General features: G+C 68.6%; 15 protein-coding genes and 1 tRNA gene. 10 read left to right on the forward strand and 6 right to left on the reverse strand.

The window, feature by feature from the left end; translation table 11 throughout:
* Positions 1 to 14: 14 nt before the first annotated feature.
* From DI276_RS46000 to DI276_RS46010, 3 genes are all read right to left on the reverse strand, one after another.
* A complete protein-coding gene (locus DI276_RS46000) occupies positions 15 to 632 on the reverse strand; it encodes a hypothetical protein (protein ID WP_112276100.1) in 618 nt (205 codons plus the stop codon).
* 315 nt (positions 633 to 947) lie between these two features.
* Positions 948 to 1,760, reverse strand: coding sequence for an NADP-dependent oxidoreductase (locus DI276_RS46005; RefSeq protein WP_157985369.1), 813 nt, complete (start codon positions 1,758 to 1,760; stop codon positions 948 to 950).
* An 88-nt stretch (positions 1,761 to 1,848) separates the two neighbouring features.
* Positions 1,849 to 1,931: transfer RNA gene (locus DI276_RS46010), tRNA-Leu, on the reverse strand.
* Positions 1,932 to 2,048: 117 nt separating this feature from the next.
* On the opposite strand from DI276_RS46010, the gene DI276_RS46015 reads away from it, so the two are divergent.
* The 7 genes from DI276_RS46015 to pknB are packed head-to-tail and all read left to right on the forward strand — an operon-like array spanning position 2,049 to position 11,693.
* On the forward strand, positions 2,049 to 3,281 hold the full coding sequence (locus tag DI276_RS46015; RefSeq protein ID WP_112276104.1) for a DUF3662 and FHA domain-containing protein: 1,233 nt from the start codon (positions 2,049 to 2,051) through the stop codon (positions 3,279 to 3,281).
* A gap of 50 nt (positions 3,282 to 3,331) precedes the next feature.
* Positions 3,332 to 3,793, forward strand: a complete 462-nt coding sequence (locus tag DI276_RS46020; RefSeq protein WP_030465595.1) for an FHA domain-containing protein FhaB/FipA — start codon at positions 3,332 to 3,334, stop codon at positions 3,791 to 3,793.
* Positions 3,790 to 5,190, forward strand: coding sequence for a PP2C family protein-serine/threonine phosphatase (locus DI276_RS46025; protein ID WP_112276106.1), 1,401 nt, complete (start codon positions 3,790 to 3,792; stop codon positions 5,188 to 5,190). The genes DI276_RS46020 and DI276_RS46025 overlap by 4 nt, the downstream gene beginning before the upstream one ends.
* Complete coding sequence (locus DI276_RS46030) at positions 5,191 to 6,669, forward strand: FtsW/RodA/SpoVE family cell cycle protein (protein WP_408610640.1); 1,479 nt, start codon at positions 5,191 to 5,193, stop codon at positions 6,667 to 6,669.
* Complete coding sequence (locus tag DI276_RS46035; protein ID WP_112276109.1) at positions 6,666 to 8,150, forward strand: peptidoglycan D,D-transpeptidase FtsI family protein; 1,485 nt, start codon at positions 6,666 to 6,668, stop codon at positions 8,148 to 8,150. The genes DI276_RS46030 and DI276_RS46035 overlap by 4 nt, the downstream gene beginning before the upstream one ends.
* A complete protein-coding gene (locus DI276_RS46040) occupies positions 8,150 to 9,637 on the forward strand; it encodes a serine/threonine-protein kinase (protein ID WP_112276111.1) in 1,488 nt (495 codons plus the stop codon). Before DI276_RS46035 ends, DI276_RS46040 begins: the two co-directional genes overlap by 1 nt.
* Before the next feature lie 55 nt (positions 9,638 to 9,692).
* Positions 9,693 to 11,693 (forward strand): Stk1 family PASTA domain-containing Ser/Thr kinase, encoded by a 2,001-nt coding sequence (pknB, locus tag DI276_RS46045; protein ID WP_112276113.1) that lies wholly within the window; start codon positions 9,693 to 9,695, stop codon positions 11,691 to 11,693.
* Between the two features lie 51 nt (positions 11,694 to 11,744).
* Here pknB and DI276_RS46050 read toward each other — a convergent pair whose 3' ends face one another.
* On the reverse strand, positions 11,745 to 12,386 hold the full coding sequence (locus DI276_RS46050) for an aminodeoxychorismate/anthranilate synthase component II (protein ID WP_112276115.1): 642 nt from the start codon (positions 12,384 to 12,386) through the stop codon (positions 11,745 to 11,747).
* A 77-nt stretch (positions 12,387 to 12,463) separates the two neighbouring features.
* Between DI276_RS46050 and DI276_RS46055 the strand changes: the two genes are divergently transcribed.
* The 3 genes from DI276_RS46055 (at position 12,464) to DI276_RS46065 (ending at position 15,013) form a co-directional block, all read left to right on the forward strand.
* Positions 12,464 to 13,816 carry an FAD-dependent oxidoreductase gene (locus DI276_RS46055; RefSeq protein ID WP_112276117.1) on the forward strand — a complete coding sequence of 451 codons (1,353 nt, stop codon included), beginning with the start codon at positions 12,464 to 12,466 and terminating at the stop codon, positions 13,814 to 13,816.
* 97 nt (positions 13,817 to 13,913) lie between these two features.
* Positions 13,914 to 14,375: a hypothetical protein gene (locus DI276_RS46060; protein ID WP_112276119.1), complete on the forward strand. Its 462-nt coding sequence runs from the start codon at positions 13,914 to 13,916 to the stop codon at positions 14,373 to 14,375.
* A 179-nt stretch (positions 14,376 to 14,554) separates the two neighbouring features.
* A complete protein-coding gene (locus tag DI276_RS46065) occupies positions 14,555 to 15,013 on the forward strand; it encodes a hypothetical protein (protein WP_112276121.1) in 459 nt (152 codons plus the stop codon).
* Between the two features lie 258 nt (positions 15,014 to 15,271).
* Here the strand turns inward: DI276_RS46065 and DI276_RS51675 are convergent, their stop codons facing one another.
* Both DI276_RS51675 and DI276_RS46070 read right to left on the reverse strand, forming a co-directional pair.
* A complete protein-coding gene (locus tag DI276_RS51675; RefSeq protein WP_198681314.1) occupies positions 15,272 to 15,427 on the reverse strand; it encodes a hypothetical protein in 156 nt (51 codons plus the stop codon).
* Positions 15,427 to 16,404, reverse strand: coding sequence for a class E sortase (locus DI276_RS46070; RefSeq protein ID WP_232837376.1), 978 nt, complete (start codon positions 16,402 to 16,404; stop codon positions 15,427 to 15,429). Before DI276_RS46070 ends, DI276_RS51675 begins: the two co-directional genes overlap by 1 nt.
* Between the last annotated feature and the right edge of the window lie 229 nt (positions 16,405 to 16,633).

The following is a 16,633-nucleotide window of genomic DNA, read 5'->3' on the forward strand; positions in this document are numbered from 1 at the left end:
GCCCCGACCGTAGATCAGGAAGCGGTGGCGAGCACCTGCTCGTAGACCAGCTCGTTGACCCAGCGGGTGATGGCGGTGTCCTCGGCGGGCACGGTCTCCTGGCGGCCGGTCACGTCGACCGAGAGGTCCTTGTCGTCGTCGGCCAGCAGCACCGAGACGCCGTAACGGCGGACGCGCGGCAGGCAGTTCGACAGGTAGTCGTGCGAGAAGGCGACGGACTCCGGCAGGACGACGGCGGCGTTGCCGTAGCGGGCGAAGGGCACCGCGGAGGCGAGCGCGGTCCGCCAGTGCCGGGCGACGGCCAGGACGCCGACGATGCGCACGGCGGCGGGGGGAACGCGGCCCTCCATCTCGGGCCACACCCAGGTGGAGACGGTGGTCTTGTCGGCCTCGGGGCCCGCACCCACGCACACGCGCTCGGCGTGGGCGTCGGCCAGGAGCTCGGCGACGACGACCACCTTGCGGCCCATCAGGACCATCTCGGGGAGGACCACGCCGTGCCAGCCGAGTCGGATCGCCGCAGCGGCTGCCAGCTCCTCGACGGACGCGGGCAGTTCCGGAACGGGGAGCGCGGTGGTCGACAGTCCCTGCGCGCTGCCGAGTGCCGCGATCCTTGCTGGGGTGCTGCTCACGCCAGTGCCTCCTCGCCACCCGCGGCGGGCGATCCGCCGCGATTCGACTCGTGCTCTGCATAAGGCTTAGCAGTAAGCGCGCGGCCCTTCTCCGGGTCGCAGAGCCTGTTGCGATCGACGGCGCCGACCGGTCGGTGACCGGTCGAAGAGTGGCGCGTGGAGTTCGGTCCTACGGTGCTGCCGTCTGGGTGACGTTAATCCGGATGGACGCACCAAAAGACCTGCTCAGAGTGGGTGCGCCAGGCGTGGGGGCAAATCGGCGGTGAGCGGCGCCGGTCACCGTCCGTCGACCGTTCACCGCGCCAGAACGACCACCTACATGATGATCACGGTCTTGCCGGGACCGTGACCTGCGAAAACATCAACAGCCTCGCGCAGCGGCACGCGGCGGGAAATCGGCACCGAAAGGTCTCCCGCCTGCACCATCGACGCGAGCCGAACCAGCGTTTCGCGCGACCCCTTCATGCCGAAGTTCTGCGCCTTGTCGCTGGAGACGTAGTTGGTGTTGAAGGCCAACGGCGCGTAGCGCGCGTTCGCCTCGAACGACGGACGGTCGGTGCTCACGAGGTCGATCAACGCGTCGGCCTCGACCAGCGCGTCGCCACGACCGACCGGGATGACCCGCTTGCCGGCCGCACGAGCGATCTGCACGGCGAACGACCCGACGCCGCCGCGCGGCCCGATGATCAGCACGGATTCCGCGGGCCCCAGCGACTCGACCAACTGCAACGCCGTCATACCCGCGGTCGGCAATGCGGCGGCCACGGCGGGATCGAGATCTTCCGGCAACGGCGCCAACACGTTCTCGGCCGGAACTGTGACGTACTCGGCGTATGTCCCGCGGCCGACCGGACGGTGGAAGAAGGTGCCGAAAATTCTCTCTCCGGAACCAACCACCTCACCCGCACCATCAGTTCCGGGAACCAACGGGAACTCGTGCGGCGCGGATCCGCGAAGCATCCCGTCGACGACTTTCCGGTCGAACGGGTTCACGCTCGCCGCGAACAACCGGACCTTCAACTCGTTCGGACCCGCCTCGGGCTCCGGCAGCTCCACGAGTTCGAGCTGAGCCCCGAAGTCCGCCGCCGCTATCGCCCACATGCCGACCCCCGAACGAGTGACAGACATCACCTGTTGGATCAAGGAATCCGATACTGCCGATCAACGAAAGAACCCCTCTCGCGATTCCGCGAGAGGGGTTCCATCTGTCTTTCGATGGGCAAGGGGGGAGTTGAACCCCCACGTCCTTTCGGACACACGGACCTGAACCGTGCGCGTCTGCCATTCCGCCACTTGCCCCTGGAGACGTTGGGAACACTAGCACGCGTCCAAACCAGGTTCCTAATCGCCCCCTGTAGGCCTGGTCGTACCCGGATACGATCGGTACAGGAGCCCGTCCGAGCGGAAGGAGTTGACGTGGGCCTGCAACGATTCGAGCGCAAGCTGGAAGGTCTGGTCGGCAACACCTTCGCGCGCGTGTTCGGCGGCAGCGTGGTGCCCCAAGAGGTGGCACAGGCGCTGCAACGGGAGGGTGACAGCAACATCCGCGAACTCGCGGGTGGCAGACTGCTAGCCCCCAACCACTTCGTCGTGCTACTCGGACCTCAGGACCACGAACGTCTTGCGGGCGATGAGCAGGATGAACTACGCATCACCCAGCTACTCGCAGAGGGCCTGCGGGAGCACCTGGCCGAGTCCGGATGGGATACCTATGGTGACGTCGTAGTCTCCCTGGAGCGCTCCGAGGCGCTGCACACCGGACAGTTCCGAACCAGCTCGTCCGTCGACCCCGACGTGAAAGCGGGCAGCCGACGGTCAGCACAACCTCGCACCGCAGGAGACCGACCCATGAGCCAGCCACCCGGCTACGGACAAGGACAGGGCCAGCCCGCCCAGGACCCTTATGGTCAGGGCGGCTACGGCCAGCAGGGCTACGACCAGCAGGGCTACGGCCAGCAGCAGGGTTATGGCCAACAGGGCTATGACCAGGGTTATGGCCAGCAGCAGGGTTACGACCAGGGCTACGGCCAGCAGGGCGGCGGCTACGGCGGCGGCCAGCAGCAGGGCTATGACCAGGGTTATGGCCAGCAGCAGGGCTACGACCAGGGCTACGCCGGCGGCCAGCAGGGCGGCGGCGGGTACGACCAGGGTTACGGCCAGCAGCAGGGCTACGGCCAGCAGGGCTACGACCAGGGTTACGGGCAGCAGCAGGGCGGCGGCTACGACCAGGGTTACGGCCAGCAGGCCGGGTATGACCAGGGTTACGGCCAGCAGCAGGGCTACGGCCAGCAGGGCGGCTACGACCAGGGCTACAACCAGGGCGGATACGCCCCTCCGGCCACCCAGGGTGCCAACCGTCAGCTCAACGCGACGCTGCACCTCGACGACGGTTCCAACCGCACGTACAACCTCAAGCAGGGTGGAAACGTCGTAGGACGTGGGCAGGAAGCCGACTTCCGCCTCCCGGACACGGGTGTCTCCAGGCGCCACCTGGAAATCTCCTGGGACGGGCAGAATGCGATGCTCGCTGATCTCGGTTCGACCAACGGCACCACGGTGAACGGCACGCCAGTGCAGACTTGGCAGCTCGCGGAGGGCGACGTCGTCCGCATCGGCCACTCGTCACTGGTCTTCCGCACCGCGGGCTGAGGTCGATACGGGCGTCGGTAAGCAACTCAAGGCAGGAGCGGTTACAACCGGTGCCAGAGCTGGTGATGCAGCTGACCAGAGCGGGCTTTCTCGTGCTCCTCTGGCTCTTTGTGCTGGCCGCCCTACGTGTGGTCCGCTCTGATCTCTACGCAGCCTCAGGGCTCCGGGCGTCAGGTCTGCCCGGATTCCGGAGGTCCGAGAAGTCGGCGAGGGGAAGCAAGGCGCCTCGGCAACTCGTGGTCACCCACGGGGCGCTGACCGGCACCCGCATCTCGCTCGACGGCAGGCCGATCCTGATCGGCCGCGCTGACGACTCCACTCTCGTCCTGGACGACGACTTCGCGTCGACCAGGCACGCGAGGCTGTCCATGCGCGGTACCGACTGGTACGTGGAGGACCTCGGCTCCACGAACGGCACCTACCTAGACCGAGCCAAGGTCACCGCACCCCTGCGCGTACCTCTCGGCACCCCGATCCGCATTGGCAAAACGGTGATCGAGCTGCGCTCATGACCTTGGTTCTTCGATACGCGGCCCGCAGCGACCGGGGCCTGGTTCGCTCCAACAACCAGGACTCCGTGTACGCGGGCCCTCGCCTGCTCGCAGTCGCCGACGGCATGGGTGGCCACGCCGCCGGTGAAGTCGCGAGCAAGGTGGTCATCGCCTCGCTGGCCCACGTCGACGACGACGAGCCGGGCGACGACCTCCTCGGCAAGCTCCGCGACGCGGTCGCGGCCGGCAACGGCGCCATTTCCGAACTGGTCACGAGCGACCCGGACCTGGAGGGCATGGGCACCACGCTCACGGCCATCCTGTTCGCGGGCAACCGGCTCGGGCTGGTGCACATCGGCGACTCGCGCGCGTACCTGCTCCGGGAGGGCATGTTCGCGCAGATCACGCACGACGACACGTTCGTCCAGTCGTTGATCGACGAGGGCCGGATCACCCCGGACGAGGCCGCCACGCACCCGCAGCGCTCGTTGCTGCTGCGCGCGCTGACCGGCCACGACTTCGAGCCGAGCCTCACCGTGCGCGAAGCCCGCGCCGGCGACAGGTTCCTGCTGTGCTCGGACGGTCTGTCCGGTGTCGTCAGCCTGGAGACGCTCGACGAGGCGATCCGCATCCCGGACCCGCAGGCCTGCGCGGACCGGATGATCGAGCTCGCGCTCAAGGGCGGCGGCCCCGACAACGTCACGGTGATCGTGGCGGACGTCGAGGACGTCGACTTCGGCGACGACTACCCGATCGTCGGTGGCGCGGCCGGTGACGGCAGCGAGGAGCACAACACTCCGCCGGACTCCGCGGCGTCCAGGGCGAGCGCGCTCACCCAGCAGCGTCCGCCGATGCCGCAGCGGATGGAGGCTCCCCCGCCACCGCCGCAGGACCCGAAGCGCAAGAAGCGCAACGCCATCAAGGCGTTCGCGATCATCTTCGTGCTGCTCGTCGTGGCGGGTGCTGTGGCGGTCGGCGGCAAGCTGTGGCTCAACACCCAGTACTACGTCGGCGCCACCGAGGACGGCCAGGTCGCGATCTTCCGCGGGCTCAACGGCACCGTGCTCGGCTTCAAGCTGTCGTCCAAGGTCGAGGACTCGTGCCCGCCCGGATCGACGGGCTGCACCCCGATCACGCTGAAGGACCTGCAGGAAGCCGGTCGCAAGACCATCACCGCGGGCATCCGCAGCGACAACGGGATCGACGGCGCGCGCGCTGCGGTGAGGTTGCTGCGCACGGAGCACATGCTGCCGTTGTGCAAGGACACCTCGTCGTCGTCGAGCACCACGACGACGACCACCCCGCCGTCGGACCCGAACACGCCTCCTCCGAACGGTTCGACGGACACCGGGACCACGGATCCGTCGCCCACCCCGACGGGGCAGAAGGTCGGCGTGGAATGCCGGGAGGGTCCGTAGTTGAAGGGCTCGCCCGTCCCCACCGGGGAAGGCTCACCAGGCGCGTCGGTGGCGACGAGCACGTCACCGGGGCTGCGGCCGCCGACGCGGCGCGGCACCGAACTGGTGATGCTCGCGTTCGCGGCCGGGATCGTGACACTGGCGCTGATCCTCGTCGAACTCAACCAGGAGCGGTCACTGAGCCTGAGGATCCTCTGGCTCGGACTCGCGTACCTCGGCCTCTTCGCCTGTGCCCACCTCGCCGTGCGCAGGTGGGCGCCCTACGCGGACCCGGCGATCCTGCCGTGCGTCGCGTTGCTCAACGGACTCGGTCTGGTGGTCATCCACCGGATCGACCTCGCGCTCGAAGGCGCCCCGTCCGCGGACGGCACCACCGTGTGGGACCCGGTCGCGTTCAAGCAGGTCATCTGGACCGCGATCGGGTTGGTGCTGTTCGCGGCGACGCTGAAGTTCCTCTCCGACCACCGCACGCTCGCGCGGTTCGGCTACACGTTCGGTCTCATCGGACTGGTCGCGCTGATGCTGCCCGGTGTGCTGCCCGGCTTCATCGCGCCGGAGATCAACGGCGCGAAGATCTGGCTGCGCATCGGCCCGTTGTCGATCCAGCCGGGTGAGTTCGCCAAGGTCCTGCTGATGGTCTTCTTCGCCGCGTTCCTCGTGTCGAAGCGCGACCTCTTCACCATCGCCGGCCGCCGGTTCCTCGGCATGGACCTGCCGCGCGCGCGTGACCTCGGTCCGCTGTTCGCGGCATGGGGCGTCGCGGTCGCGGTCATGGTGCTGCAGAAGGACCTCGGCTCCTCGCTGCTGTTCTTCGGCATCGTGCTGGTGCTGCTCTACGTCGCCACCGAACGCGCGGCGTGGGTCGTGCTCGGCATCGGCCTGTTCTCCGGTGGCGCGATCATCGCGTGGAAGCTCTTCACGCACGTCCAGCAGCGTGTGGCGAACTGGCAGGACCCGATCGGGCGCTACGACGTGTTCGGTGGCGGTTACCAGATCTCGCAGTCGCTCTTCGGCCTCGCGACCGGCGGCATCGGTGGCGCCGGTCTCGGTGCCGGCCGCCCGGAGATGATCCCCGAGCGGAACACCGACTTCATCGCCGCCGTGATCGGCGAGGAGCTCGGGTTCGTCGGCCTCGCGGCCGTGCTGCTGATCTACATGGTGCTCGCACTGCGCGGTCTGCGTGGCGCCATCTCGGTGCGCGACAGCTTCGGCAAGCTCCTCGGCGGCGGTCTGGCGTTCGCGCTCTGCTTCCAGGTGTTCATCATCGTCGGCGGTGTCACGAACCTGATCCCGATGACGGGTATCACCGCACCGTTCCTGTCCTACGGCGGTTCGTCGCTGCTCGCGAACTACATCCTGATCGCGTTGCTACTGCGAATTTCTGCTGCGGCGAGGGCCCCGCAGAAGGCTCCCAAGCCGAAACCGCAACAACCGGCTATCGCCGACCAGCACACTGTGATGGTGGAGCGTCCCAAATGAACACACCGCTCCGCCGTGTCGGCATGGCCATGATGGTGATGATCGTGCTGCTCCTGGGCAACGCGACCTGGGTGCAGGTGATCAACGCCGATGAGTGGCGCAAGAACTCGCTGAACCGCCGCGTGCTGCTCGACGAGTACGCCCGCAAGCGCGGCTTGATCACGGTCGCCGACGGCACGGTGATCGCGGACGTCAAGGAGACGACGGACCGTCTCCGGTACTTGCGCGTCTACAACAACGGCCCGGTCTACGCACAGGTGGCCGGATACCTGTCCGTCACCTACGGCACGTCGGGCATGGAGCGCGTGGAGAACGACCTGCTGAACGGGTCGGACGACCGGCTGCTCGCCCGCCGGGTCTCCGCACTGATCACCGGTCGCGACCCGGTCGGCGGCAACGTGCAGCTCACGCTCGACGCGAAGGTGCAGCAGGTCGCGTACGACCAGCTGACCGCGAAGGGCTTCACCGGCTCGGTCGTCGCGATGAAGCCGGGCACGGGCGAGATCCTCGCGATGGTGAGCACGCCGTCGTACGACCCGAACCGCCTCGCGAGCCACGACTCGAACGAGCAGCAGGCGGCGTGGAAGGCGCTCACCGCACCGGACAACGGCAACCCGCTGATCAACCGCGCGACGCAGGGTCTCTACCCGCCCGGCTCGACGTACAAGGTCGTCGTGGCGGCCGCGGCGCTCGCCGACGGCAAGAACAAGGACGCCCAGTACACCGCGGCGGGCACGATCAACCTGCCCGGCACGTCGAACGCCCCGTTCCCGAACTTCAACGGCCAGCCGTGCGGGCCTGGCCAGACCGTGTCGATGGAGACCGCGCTCGCCAAGTCGTGCAACACGGCGTTCGGCGAGATGGCCGGTCAGGTCGGCAAGTCCAAGCTGACGACGCAGTCGAACAAGTTCGGCTTCAACAACGACGATCTTCGGGTGCCGCTGGCGGTCGAGACCTCGAGCCTGGGCGCGATCCCGGACGAGGCCGCGCTCTACCAGAGCGGCATCGGCCAGCGCGACGTGCGCGTCACCCCGCTGCAGAACGCGATGGTCGCGGCGACGATCGCCAACGGCGGCAAGCGGATGCAGCCGTACCTGGTGTCGAAGATCCTCGGCCCGGACCTGAAGTCGATCGAGGACACCAAGCCCGACGACGTCGACACCGCGATGAGCTCGGCCAACGCGGGCGTGCTGCGCGACATGATGATCCAGTCCGAGGTCAACACCGGCGGTGAGGGACGACTGTCCAACATCCAGGTGGCGTCGAAGACCGGTACCGCCGAGGTCGGCGGGTCGTCGGAGGAGAGCAGGAACAAGGCGCCGCACGCCTGGTACATCGCGTTCGCCCCGGCGCAGAAGCCGGAGATCGCGATCGCCGTGATCGTCGAGAACGGTGGCGACCGCGGTCTGGGCGCGACCGGTGGCAAGGTCGCCGCGCCGATCGGGCGCGCCGTGATGAACGCGTACCTGGTGGGTCGCTGATGCTCACCAAGGGCCAACTCCTCGCCGACCGCTACCGCCTCACCAGGCGGATCGCGGTCGGTGGCATGGGTGAGGTCTGGGAAGGCGCCGACGAGCGGCTCGACCGCCGGGTGGCCGTGAAGGTCCTCAAGGCGGAGCTCTCCGGCGACCCCGAGTTCCTGCACCGCTTCCGCACCGAGGCGCGGATGACGGCGTCGCTCAACCACCCCGGCATCGCGTCGGTGCACGACTACGGCGAGACCGCGTCCGTCACCGACGGACCGGAGGACACGGCGTACCTCGTGATGGAGCTCGTCGAGGGCGAACCGCTCGCGACGATCATCTCGCGGGGCCGGCTGACCGCAGAGGTGACGCTGGATCTGCTGGAGCAGACCGGAAACGCGTTGCAGGCGGCCCACGAACGCGGACTCGTGCACCGGGACGTGAAGCCGGGCAACATCATGGTCACGCCGTCGGGGAAGGTGAAGATCACCGACTTCGGCATCGCGAAGGCCGTGGACGCGGCACCGGTGACGCGGTCCGGCATGGTCATGGGCACCGCGCACTACATCGCACCCGAGCAAGCTCTCGGCGGTGAGGCCGAACCCGCGAGCGACGTTTACTCGTTGGCGGTGTGTGGTTACGAATGCCTTGCCGGCCACCGGCCGTTCCTGTCGGACAACGCGGTGACCGTTGCGATGATGCACATCCGCGACATCGCGCCGCCGTTGCCGCCGGACGTGCCGCCGGGTGCACGAGCGTTGATCGAGGCGACGCTGGTGAAGGACCCGCGGCAGCGCTACCGGACGGGTGGCGAGTTCGCCGCGGCCGTGAGCGCGGTGCGGGTGGGTCAGCCGCTGCCGACGCCGTCCGGGTTCACGATGCCCCAGATGGTGCCGCAGCAGATGGCCCCTCAGCAGATGGCGCCGCCCCAGGTGCCGCAGCAGATGGCGCCGCCTCAAGGGCCGCCGCCTCCGCAGGTTTCGCAGCCGCTGCAGGTTCCGCCGCAGCTGCCGCACCACCAGACCGGACCGGGACGCCCCGGTACCCACCCCGGCATGCGACCGGCGCACCAGACCGGGACGTTCGCGCCCATGCCGACACCGCCGGGGAGAAACCGGACCGTCGTTTGGGTTATGGTCGCTTTCCTGGTGACCGTGCTGCTGGTGCTCGGTGTCGTCCTCGTGTGGAAATGGGCCGTGCAGCCGAACAACGGCAGCGGGCAAGGTGGCCTCACGACCACCTCCAGCCCGGCGAACAGCCAGGCGAAACCCGATTCCGCCGACCGGATACCGGGCAACGCGCTGAAGCAGCTCGACGAGGACGACTACATCGGTCGTTTCGGCGAAGAGGTCAGAGCAGACCTGATCAACGACGGCCTGGAGCCCAGGATGCAGAGCCCCCAGGGCACAGCGCCGGGCGACCTGAAGAAGTGCCGGGTCACCGCGATCGCGCCGACAGGCGGGGTGGCGGCTGGCTCGCAGGTGAAGGTGACGTGCGCGCCATGAGCAAGACGAGAACCGAGTTGGGAACACCGTCGACGAGGAGCGGGACGAAGCACCGATGAGCACTCCACGACTGCTCTCAAACCGCTACGAACTGGGTGAGACCCTCGGCTACGGCGGCATGTCCGAGGTCCACAAGGGGCGGGACGTCCGCCTCGGCCGAGACGTGGCGATCAAGGTGCTGCGCGCTGACCTCGCCCGTGACACCCAGTTCCAGGAACGCTTCCGGCGCGAGGCGCAGAACTCCGCTGCGCTGAACCACCCGGCGATCGTCGCCGTCTACGACACCGGTGAGACGCAGACCGAATACGGCCCGCTGCCGTACATCGTGATGGAGTTCGTCGACGGACGAACGCTGCGGGACATCGTGAAGACGCAGGGCCCGCTCTCGGGCAAGCGCGCGATGGAGGTCATGGCCGACGTCTCGGCCGCGCTCGACTTCAGCCACCGGCACGGCATCGTCCACCGCGACGTGAAGCCGGCCAACGTGATGATCACGAAGTCCGGCGCCGTGAAGGTGATGGACTTCGGCATCGCCCGTGCGATACACGACGGCCAGGCCGCGGTCACGCAGACCGCCGCCGTGATCGGCACGGCCCAGTACCTGTCGCCGGAGCAGGCGCGCGGCGAGTCCGTCGACGCCCGTTCCGACGTCTACGCCGCCGGCTGCGTGCTGTTCGAGCTGCTGACCGGCGAGCCGCCGTTCACCGGTGACTCCCCCGTCGCGGTCGCGTACCAGCACGTGCGCGAGGACCCGAAGCCGCCGTCGTCGCTGAACCCGAAGGTGTCGCCGCAGCTCGACGCGATCGTGCTGAAGGCGATGTCGAAGGGGCCGGCGAACCGCTACCAGTCGGCCGCGGAGATGCGCGCCGACCTGGTGCGCGTGCTCTCGGGTCAGCGTCCGTCCGCCCCGGCGGTGATGACGGCCGAGGACCGCACCGCCGTGATGAACGAGCAGGCGCGCACCCCTCGCACCCAGGTCATCTCCGGTGGTGGCCGGCACCGCCCGGCGGCGTTGAAGTCGGAGCCGGACGACGACTACGACCCGATCGCCGACGAGGAAGAAGAACGGCGCGCCCGGCGCAAGAAGGCCATCATGATCACGTTGGTGGTGATCCTGTGCGTGGCCGTGCTCGGCCTCGCCGCGTGGATCACCAACAACATCATGAGCTCCGGCAACCAGCCCGCCGAGAAGGTCCCGGTTCCGTCGATCGTCGGCCGCAGCCCGTTGGAAGCCAAGGAACTGGTGAACAAGGCCGGCCTGGTGCCGCAGCAGCAGGACATCGCCTGCGAGCCGGGCCCGAACGGCGCGCCGGCCCCGTGCAACTCCGACCAGATCTCCAAGGTGGTCAAGACCGACCCGACCGACGGCACCCAGGTGCCGCGGGGCTCGCAGGTCACGATCTTCGTCGGCGCGCCTCCCGGTGAGGCCACCGTGCCCGACCTGAAGGGCAAGTCGCCGCAGGAGGCCCAGGCGATCATCGACAAGGACCCCGGCGGCTTCAAGCTGCAGCAGAGCGCGGAGTCCGTCGAGGTCGACGACACCAAGCTGCAGGGCAAGGTCGCCACGCAGAACCCCGAGTCCGGCCTGAAGCTGAAGAAGGGCGGGACGATCAACATCCAGCTCGGCAAGGCACCGGACAAGCAGAACGTGCCGAACGTCGTGGGTGACGACGAGGGCGACGCCCGCCAGACGATCGAGGGTTCCGGCTTCAAGGTCAACATCGAGCAGATCGACAGCATCAAGCCGGCCGGTCAGGTCGTCTCGCAGAACCCGACCGGCAACAGCAAGGCGGCCAAGGACACGGTCGTCACGCTGAAGGTCTCGAAGGGCAACCAGATCGAGATGCCCGACCTGACCGGCATGACGGAGAAGCAGGTCACGGACAAGCTGAGGTCGTTGGGCTGGAACGGAAACCTCAACGTCGACCAGCAGCAGGTCACCAACCCGCAGCAGGACAAGCAGGTGCTCTCGCAGAACCCGACCAAGGGGACGCCGATCACCAAGGGCGCGGCGGTGACGATCACCGTCGGCAAGTTCGGGATCGTGACGAGCTAGGTTTTGGCTCGTACGGGGCGGCTTCCCTTCGGGGGAGCCGCCCCTTTTCGGTTACTGGCGGGCAGCCGCGGCGAGCGTGCGCATGCCGTTCTCGAGCTGCGCGACCGTGGCCTCCGGCACCTCGTAGCCGCAGACCTTGAGCCAGTTGGCGAGCATCCGGTGGCCACCGTCGGTCAGCACCGACTCGGGGTGGAACTGCACGCCCTCGACCGGAAGTTCCTTGTGGCGCATGGCCATCACGATGCCGGTCTCGGTCTTGCCGGTGACCTCGAACTCCGCGGGGATCGTCTCCGGCAGCACCGTGAGCGAGTGGTAGCGGGTGGCGATGAACGGCTTCGGCACGCCGTCCAGCACACCCTTGCCCTCGTGGAAGACGATGCTCGTCTTGCCGTGCAGCAGCTCCGGCGCGCGGTCGACCGTGCCGCCCCACACCACACCGATCGCCTGATGCCCGAGGCACACGCCGAAGACCGGCTTACCGGTGTCGGCACACGTCTTGATGACGTCGATGCTGGAACCCGCGCGCTCCGGCGTACCGGGTCCGGGGCTCACGAGCACGCCGTCAACGTTCTTGATCTCGTCGAGGTCCACCTCGTCGTTGCGCCGCACGACGCACTCCGCACCCAGCTGGGCGAGGTACTGGACGAGGTTGTAGACGAAGCTGTCGTAGTTGTCGACCACGAGCACGCGCATGGGTTGAGCCTAGTCGGTCTCGTCGAGTGAGTTACCTCTCGTCTGGGATCAGGTAAGGCTACCCTAAAATAGGTGTCATGAGTTCCTTGCGCGTCGCCGTCGTCGGCGCTGGCCCGGCCGGTGTGTACGCGGCCGACATCCTGACCAAGTCCGACGTCGACGTGCAGATCGACCTCTTCGAGAAGCTGCCGGCGCCCTACGGCCTCATCCGCTACGGCGTCGCCCCCGACCACCCCCGCATCAAGGGCATCGTCACGGCGCTGCAGAAGGTGCTCGACAAGCCGTCGGTGCGCTTCTTCGGCAACGTCGAGTACGGCGTCGACATCAAGCTCGACGACCTGCGCCAGTTCTACGACGCGGTCATCTTCTCGACCGGTGCGTCCGCCGACCGTCCTCTCGACGTGCCCGGCATCGACCTGCCCGGCAGCTACGGCGCCGCGGACTTCGTCTCCTGGTACGACGGCCACCCGGACGTGCCGCGCACCTGGCCGTTGACCGCTTCTTCGGTCGCCGTGCTGGGCGTCGGCAACGTGGCCCTGGACGTGGCGCGGATTCTGGCCAAGACCGCCGACGAGCTGCTGGTGACCGAGATCCCTGCCAACGTGTACTCGGGTTTGGCCGCGTCCCCGGTCACCGACGTGCACGTCTTCGGCCGCCGCGGCCCGGCCCAGGCGAAGTTCACGCCGCTGGAGCTGCGCGAGCTCGACCACTCGCCCAACGTCGAGGTGATCGTCCACGCCGAGGGCATCGAGTTCGACGAGGCCTCGATGGCCGCGATCCGCTCGAACAAGCAGGTCGAGATGATCGTGAAGACCCTCCAGGAATGGGCCATCCGCGATGTGGGGTCGCGCCCGCGCCGCCTGCACCTGCACTTCCTGGAAGCCCCCGTCGAAGTCCTCGGTACGTCGTGCGTGACCGGCCTGCGCACCGAAACCCAGGAACTGACCGGCGACGGCAACGTCCGGGGCACGGGCGTCTTCCGGGACTGGGACGTCCAAGCCGTCTACCGCGCGGTCGGCTACCTCTCGACCCACCTGGCCGACATCCCGTTCGACCACGTCTCGGGCACCATCCCGCACCACGCCGGCCGAGTGCTGGACCTGGACGAGGTGCCGATGCCCGGCATCTACGTCACGGGCTGGATCAAGCGCGGCCCGATCGGCCTCATCGGCCACACCAAGGGCGACGCGCTGGAAACCATCACCAGCCTCCTGGAGGACGCCGCGTCGCTCCCCCGCTGCGCCGCCCCGTCGCCGGACGCAATCGTCGAGTTCCTCGAACAGCGCGCCGTGCCCTTCGTGACCAACGAGGGCTGGGGCCGGCTCGACCTGCACGAGATCGCTTTGGGCGCCGTGCAGGGACGTGAGCGCGTGAAGGTCGTCTCGCGCGAGGAGATGACCGCGATCTCGAACGGCCCGAAAGGCAATTAACACAGCGCCGTTCGGTCGTTTCCTGAAGAAGCCGCCATCGTGTGTGGGCGCGATGGCGGCTTCACATATTTCGGTGGCCTTCCCACACACTCGATCCGTGGACCCGTTGCTCCGCGCCCGCCTGCAGCGCCTGAACGCCGACTTCGCCGCCCTCGAAATCTCGCCGGACGTCGCGGTGTGGCTGGCGTGCGACCTGCTGCTCGCCGGCGTGGACACCCCGGCGGTGTGCGCGCTGGCGGGCGAGTCACCGACCCGGCTCGACCGCGGCCTGGCCGCAGACCTCGCGCGGCAGGTGCTCCTGGAACTCGGCATCACACCGCTGTCCTACGAGGAAGCCGACTGGTTCCTCGGCCGCGACACGGCCCAGCGCATTCTCGCCGGCGCACCTCGCGCCGAGTGGGAGGGCCAGACCTGGCGGATCACCACCCGGTTGTGCCGCGAGAACGACGACGTCTTCACGGCACTGGCCCGGTTCGACGACGCCCCCGGCCCATTCCTCGACTTCGTGCGTGCCTACCTGCGGCTCGCCGACGAACAGCTCGCGGACGCCACACCGTGAACGACTCGTCGCGTCCGAGGCGCTGCCCGTCAACGCCAACCGGCCGCCAGCCAACGCGTCAGACCCTCGCCGTGAACACCTCGCCGCGCACCCGCCTACCGCGCACCGCCTGCCGCGCACCCGCCTGCCGCACGTCAACGCCAACCGGCCCCCCGCCAACCAACGCGAGAGGGCCCATCGTGAACACCTCACTGCGCGCCCGCCTGCTACGCCTCAACGCCGGCCTGCTTCCCCCGGACCAGGCCGTCTGGCTGGCCTGCGATCTGCTGGTCGCCGGGTACGAGACGCCCGCGGTGATCGAGCTGGCCGGCGAGTCCCCCACCCAGCTCTGGACCTGGGAGGCGGACCCGCTCGTTGACCGCGTACTCGAGGAGCTCGGCATCCCGCGGCTGAGCGACGAGGAGCGGGACTGGGTCGAGCACCGCGACCTCGCCCTGGACGTCATCAGCGGCAAACTGACGCCCGACCACTGGGCTTGCTGCGCCTGGCCGCTCGGCGAGCTCGTGTCCGGGGACGAACTCGACGAGCTGAGAGCGTTGGCGATCGGCGACCCTGACGCGGTGGCCGACCGCGTGCTCCAGTTCGCGCGCGAGTGCGTGCGGATCGTGGACGAGCGAGTCGGCTTGCGGCTGCCGTGAAGCAGACCGATGAGCCGGTGCCCGCTGCCCCCGCGCGCTTCCTCATGCGCAACGACAACGGCGGGTTTTCGGTTCCCACAGCGTCCGGAATCCTGTGGACAACTCGTCGGCGCTCAGGTCGACGCTACCGCACCCATCGAGCTGAACTGCGCAAACGGCCGTCCCAGCGCCTTGATCACCACCGAGCACCACCCGTCCGGGTGACCCGCATCAGACGATCACCGAGCTGCGGGTCGGCTCACTGGGCTGCGGGTCGGCTCACTGGGTCGTGACGTTGTTGAACGGCAGCTTCGGCTCCGCCCACGGGAACACCACGAACATCAGCAGCGCGACGATGCCCGCTACCAACACGACCGCCTCGACGATCCGCAGGTACAGCGGGCCCGGCAGGTGCCGCCAGATCCAGCTGTACATCAGCCCTCCGTCATCTCTGGCGGCACGAAGCCGTCGGCCACCGGGTAGCTCTTGGTCTCGATGGCGTGCACGATCAGGCGCTGCTTGTCGGAGAAGCGCGGGTGGCACGTCGTCAGGGTGAGCAGGCGGGCCTGCTTCTCGGGCGGCACCGTGGCGTTGACCTGGTGCGGGATCGGGGCGATGACCTCGCCCTGGGTCGGCACGACGATCTCCTGGCCCACGGTCTTGGCGTAGGCCTCGCCGAGGGTGGTGGACAGCGGGGCCACGCCGGCGCAGGAGGGTTCCTTCGAGCGAGCGTTCGACGCCCAGCCGGCCACCTCGCTGCGCATCGGGAGCACTCGGTAGACGAACCACTGGGTCTGGGTCTGCACCACGATGGCGTTGCAGGACTGGAGCAGGTCGAGGTCGTTGAACGGGGCGCCCTTGCCGACGCGGTGGCCGGCGATGGAGAAGTTGCCCGGCTCGCCCGGCTGCGCGGTGTCCTTGTAGTGGCCTGGGCCGATTTCCAGGTGCTTGTCGGTGGTGCCCTCGACCACCGAGAACTTCCAGTCGTTGCCGAACACCGGGATGTACATCTTCGCGAAGGCCTTGCCCTCGACGAGTTCCAGCTTCGCCTTGCGGTTCGGGTCGGCCGGGGGCGGCGTGACGACGTTCGAGCTCCACTCGGAGTCGAGGGCCGCCGTGGCGTCCTGCTGCTTCTCGGCGGAGAGCAGGTCGGTCACGTAGACCTCGTAGACGACGAACAGCAGCACGACGAGGCCCATCGTGATGAGGCCTTCGCCGACGCCGCGCACGGCCTTGCGCGCGAGGCTCTCCGGCGGCGGGGCGGGCTTGGCCTCGTCCTCGTCGTCGTAGTAGTCGTCATCTTCGTCGTAGTAATCGTCGTCGTAGTCGTCTTCGACGGGCGCGATCACCACGGTGGGCGGCTCGACCGGGCGAGGACGAGTCGGACGCGGCGGCATTCCCTGCGCCGGCATTCCGTGCGCCGGCATTCCCTGCGGCGGCCGGCCGTGCCGAGGCGGCCCTTGCGGTGGCTGACTCAGCGGTGGCTGGCCTTGCGGGGGCGGGCTTTGCGGGGGCGGGCCCTGCGGGGACTGGCCCGGTAAAGGACCCGGCATTCCGCGCGGCGGAGTTCCGGGCGGAGGACCCTGCGGCATTCCGCGCGGCGGGGTGCCCGGCGGCGGGGCCTGGTGGCGCGGCGGCGCA

The sequence above is a fragment of the Lentzea terrae genome (assembly GCF_003265345.1).
In the GTDB taxonomy this organism is placed as follows: domain Bacteria; phylum Actinomycetota; class Actinomycetes; order Mycobacteriales; family Pseudonocardiaceae; genus Lentzea; species Lentzea terrae.

What these genes read in the sequence shown, in the direction of transcription:
- DI276_RS46040 (WP_112276111.1), top strand. Translation starts at nt 8,150, where the DNA reads ATGCTCACCAAGGGCCAACTCCTCGCCGACCGCTACCGCCTCACCAGG.
- DI276_RS51675 (WP_198681314.1), bottom strand. Translation starts at nt 15,427, where the DNA reads ATGTACAGCTGGATCTGGCGGCACCTGCCGGGCCCGCTGTACCTGCGG.
- DI276_RS46050 (WP_112276115.1), bottom strand. Translation starts at nt 12,386, where the DNA reads ATGCGCGTGCTCGTGGTCGACAACTACGACAGCTTCGTCTACAACCTC.
- DI276_RS46035 (WP_112276109.1), top strand. Translation starts at nt 6,666, where the DNA reads ATGAACACACCGCTCCGCCGTGTCGGCATGGCCATGATGGTGATGATC.
- DI276_RS46005 (WP_157985369.1), bottom strand. Translation starts at nt 1,760, where the DNA reads ATGTCTGTCACTCGTTCGGGGGTCGGCATGTGGGCGATAGCGGCGGCG.
- DI276_RS46070 (WP_232837376.1), bottom strand. Translation starts at nt 16,404, where the DNA reads ATGCCGGCGCAGGGAATGCCGCCGCGTCCGACTCGTCCTCGCCCGGTC.
- pknB (WP_112276113.1), top strand. Translation starts at nt 9,693, where the DNA reads ATGAGCACTCCACGACTGCTCTCAAACCGCTACGAACTGGGTGAGACC.
- DI276_RS46055 (WP_112276117.1), top strand. Translation starts at nt 12,464, where the DNA reads ATGAGTTCCTTGCGCGTCGCCGTCGTCGGCGCTGGCCCGGCCGGTGTG.
- DI276_RS46025 (WP_112276106.1), top strand. Translation starts at nt 3,790, where the DNA reads ATGACCTTGGTTCTTCGATACGCGGCCCGCAGCGACCGGGGCCTGGTT.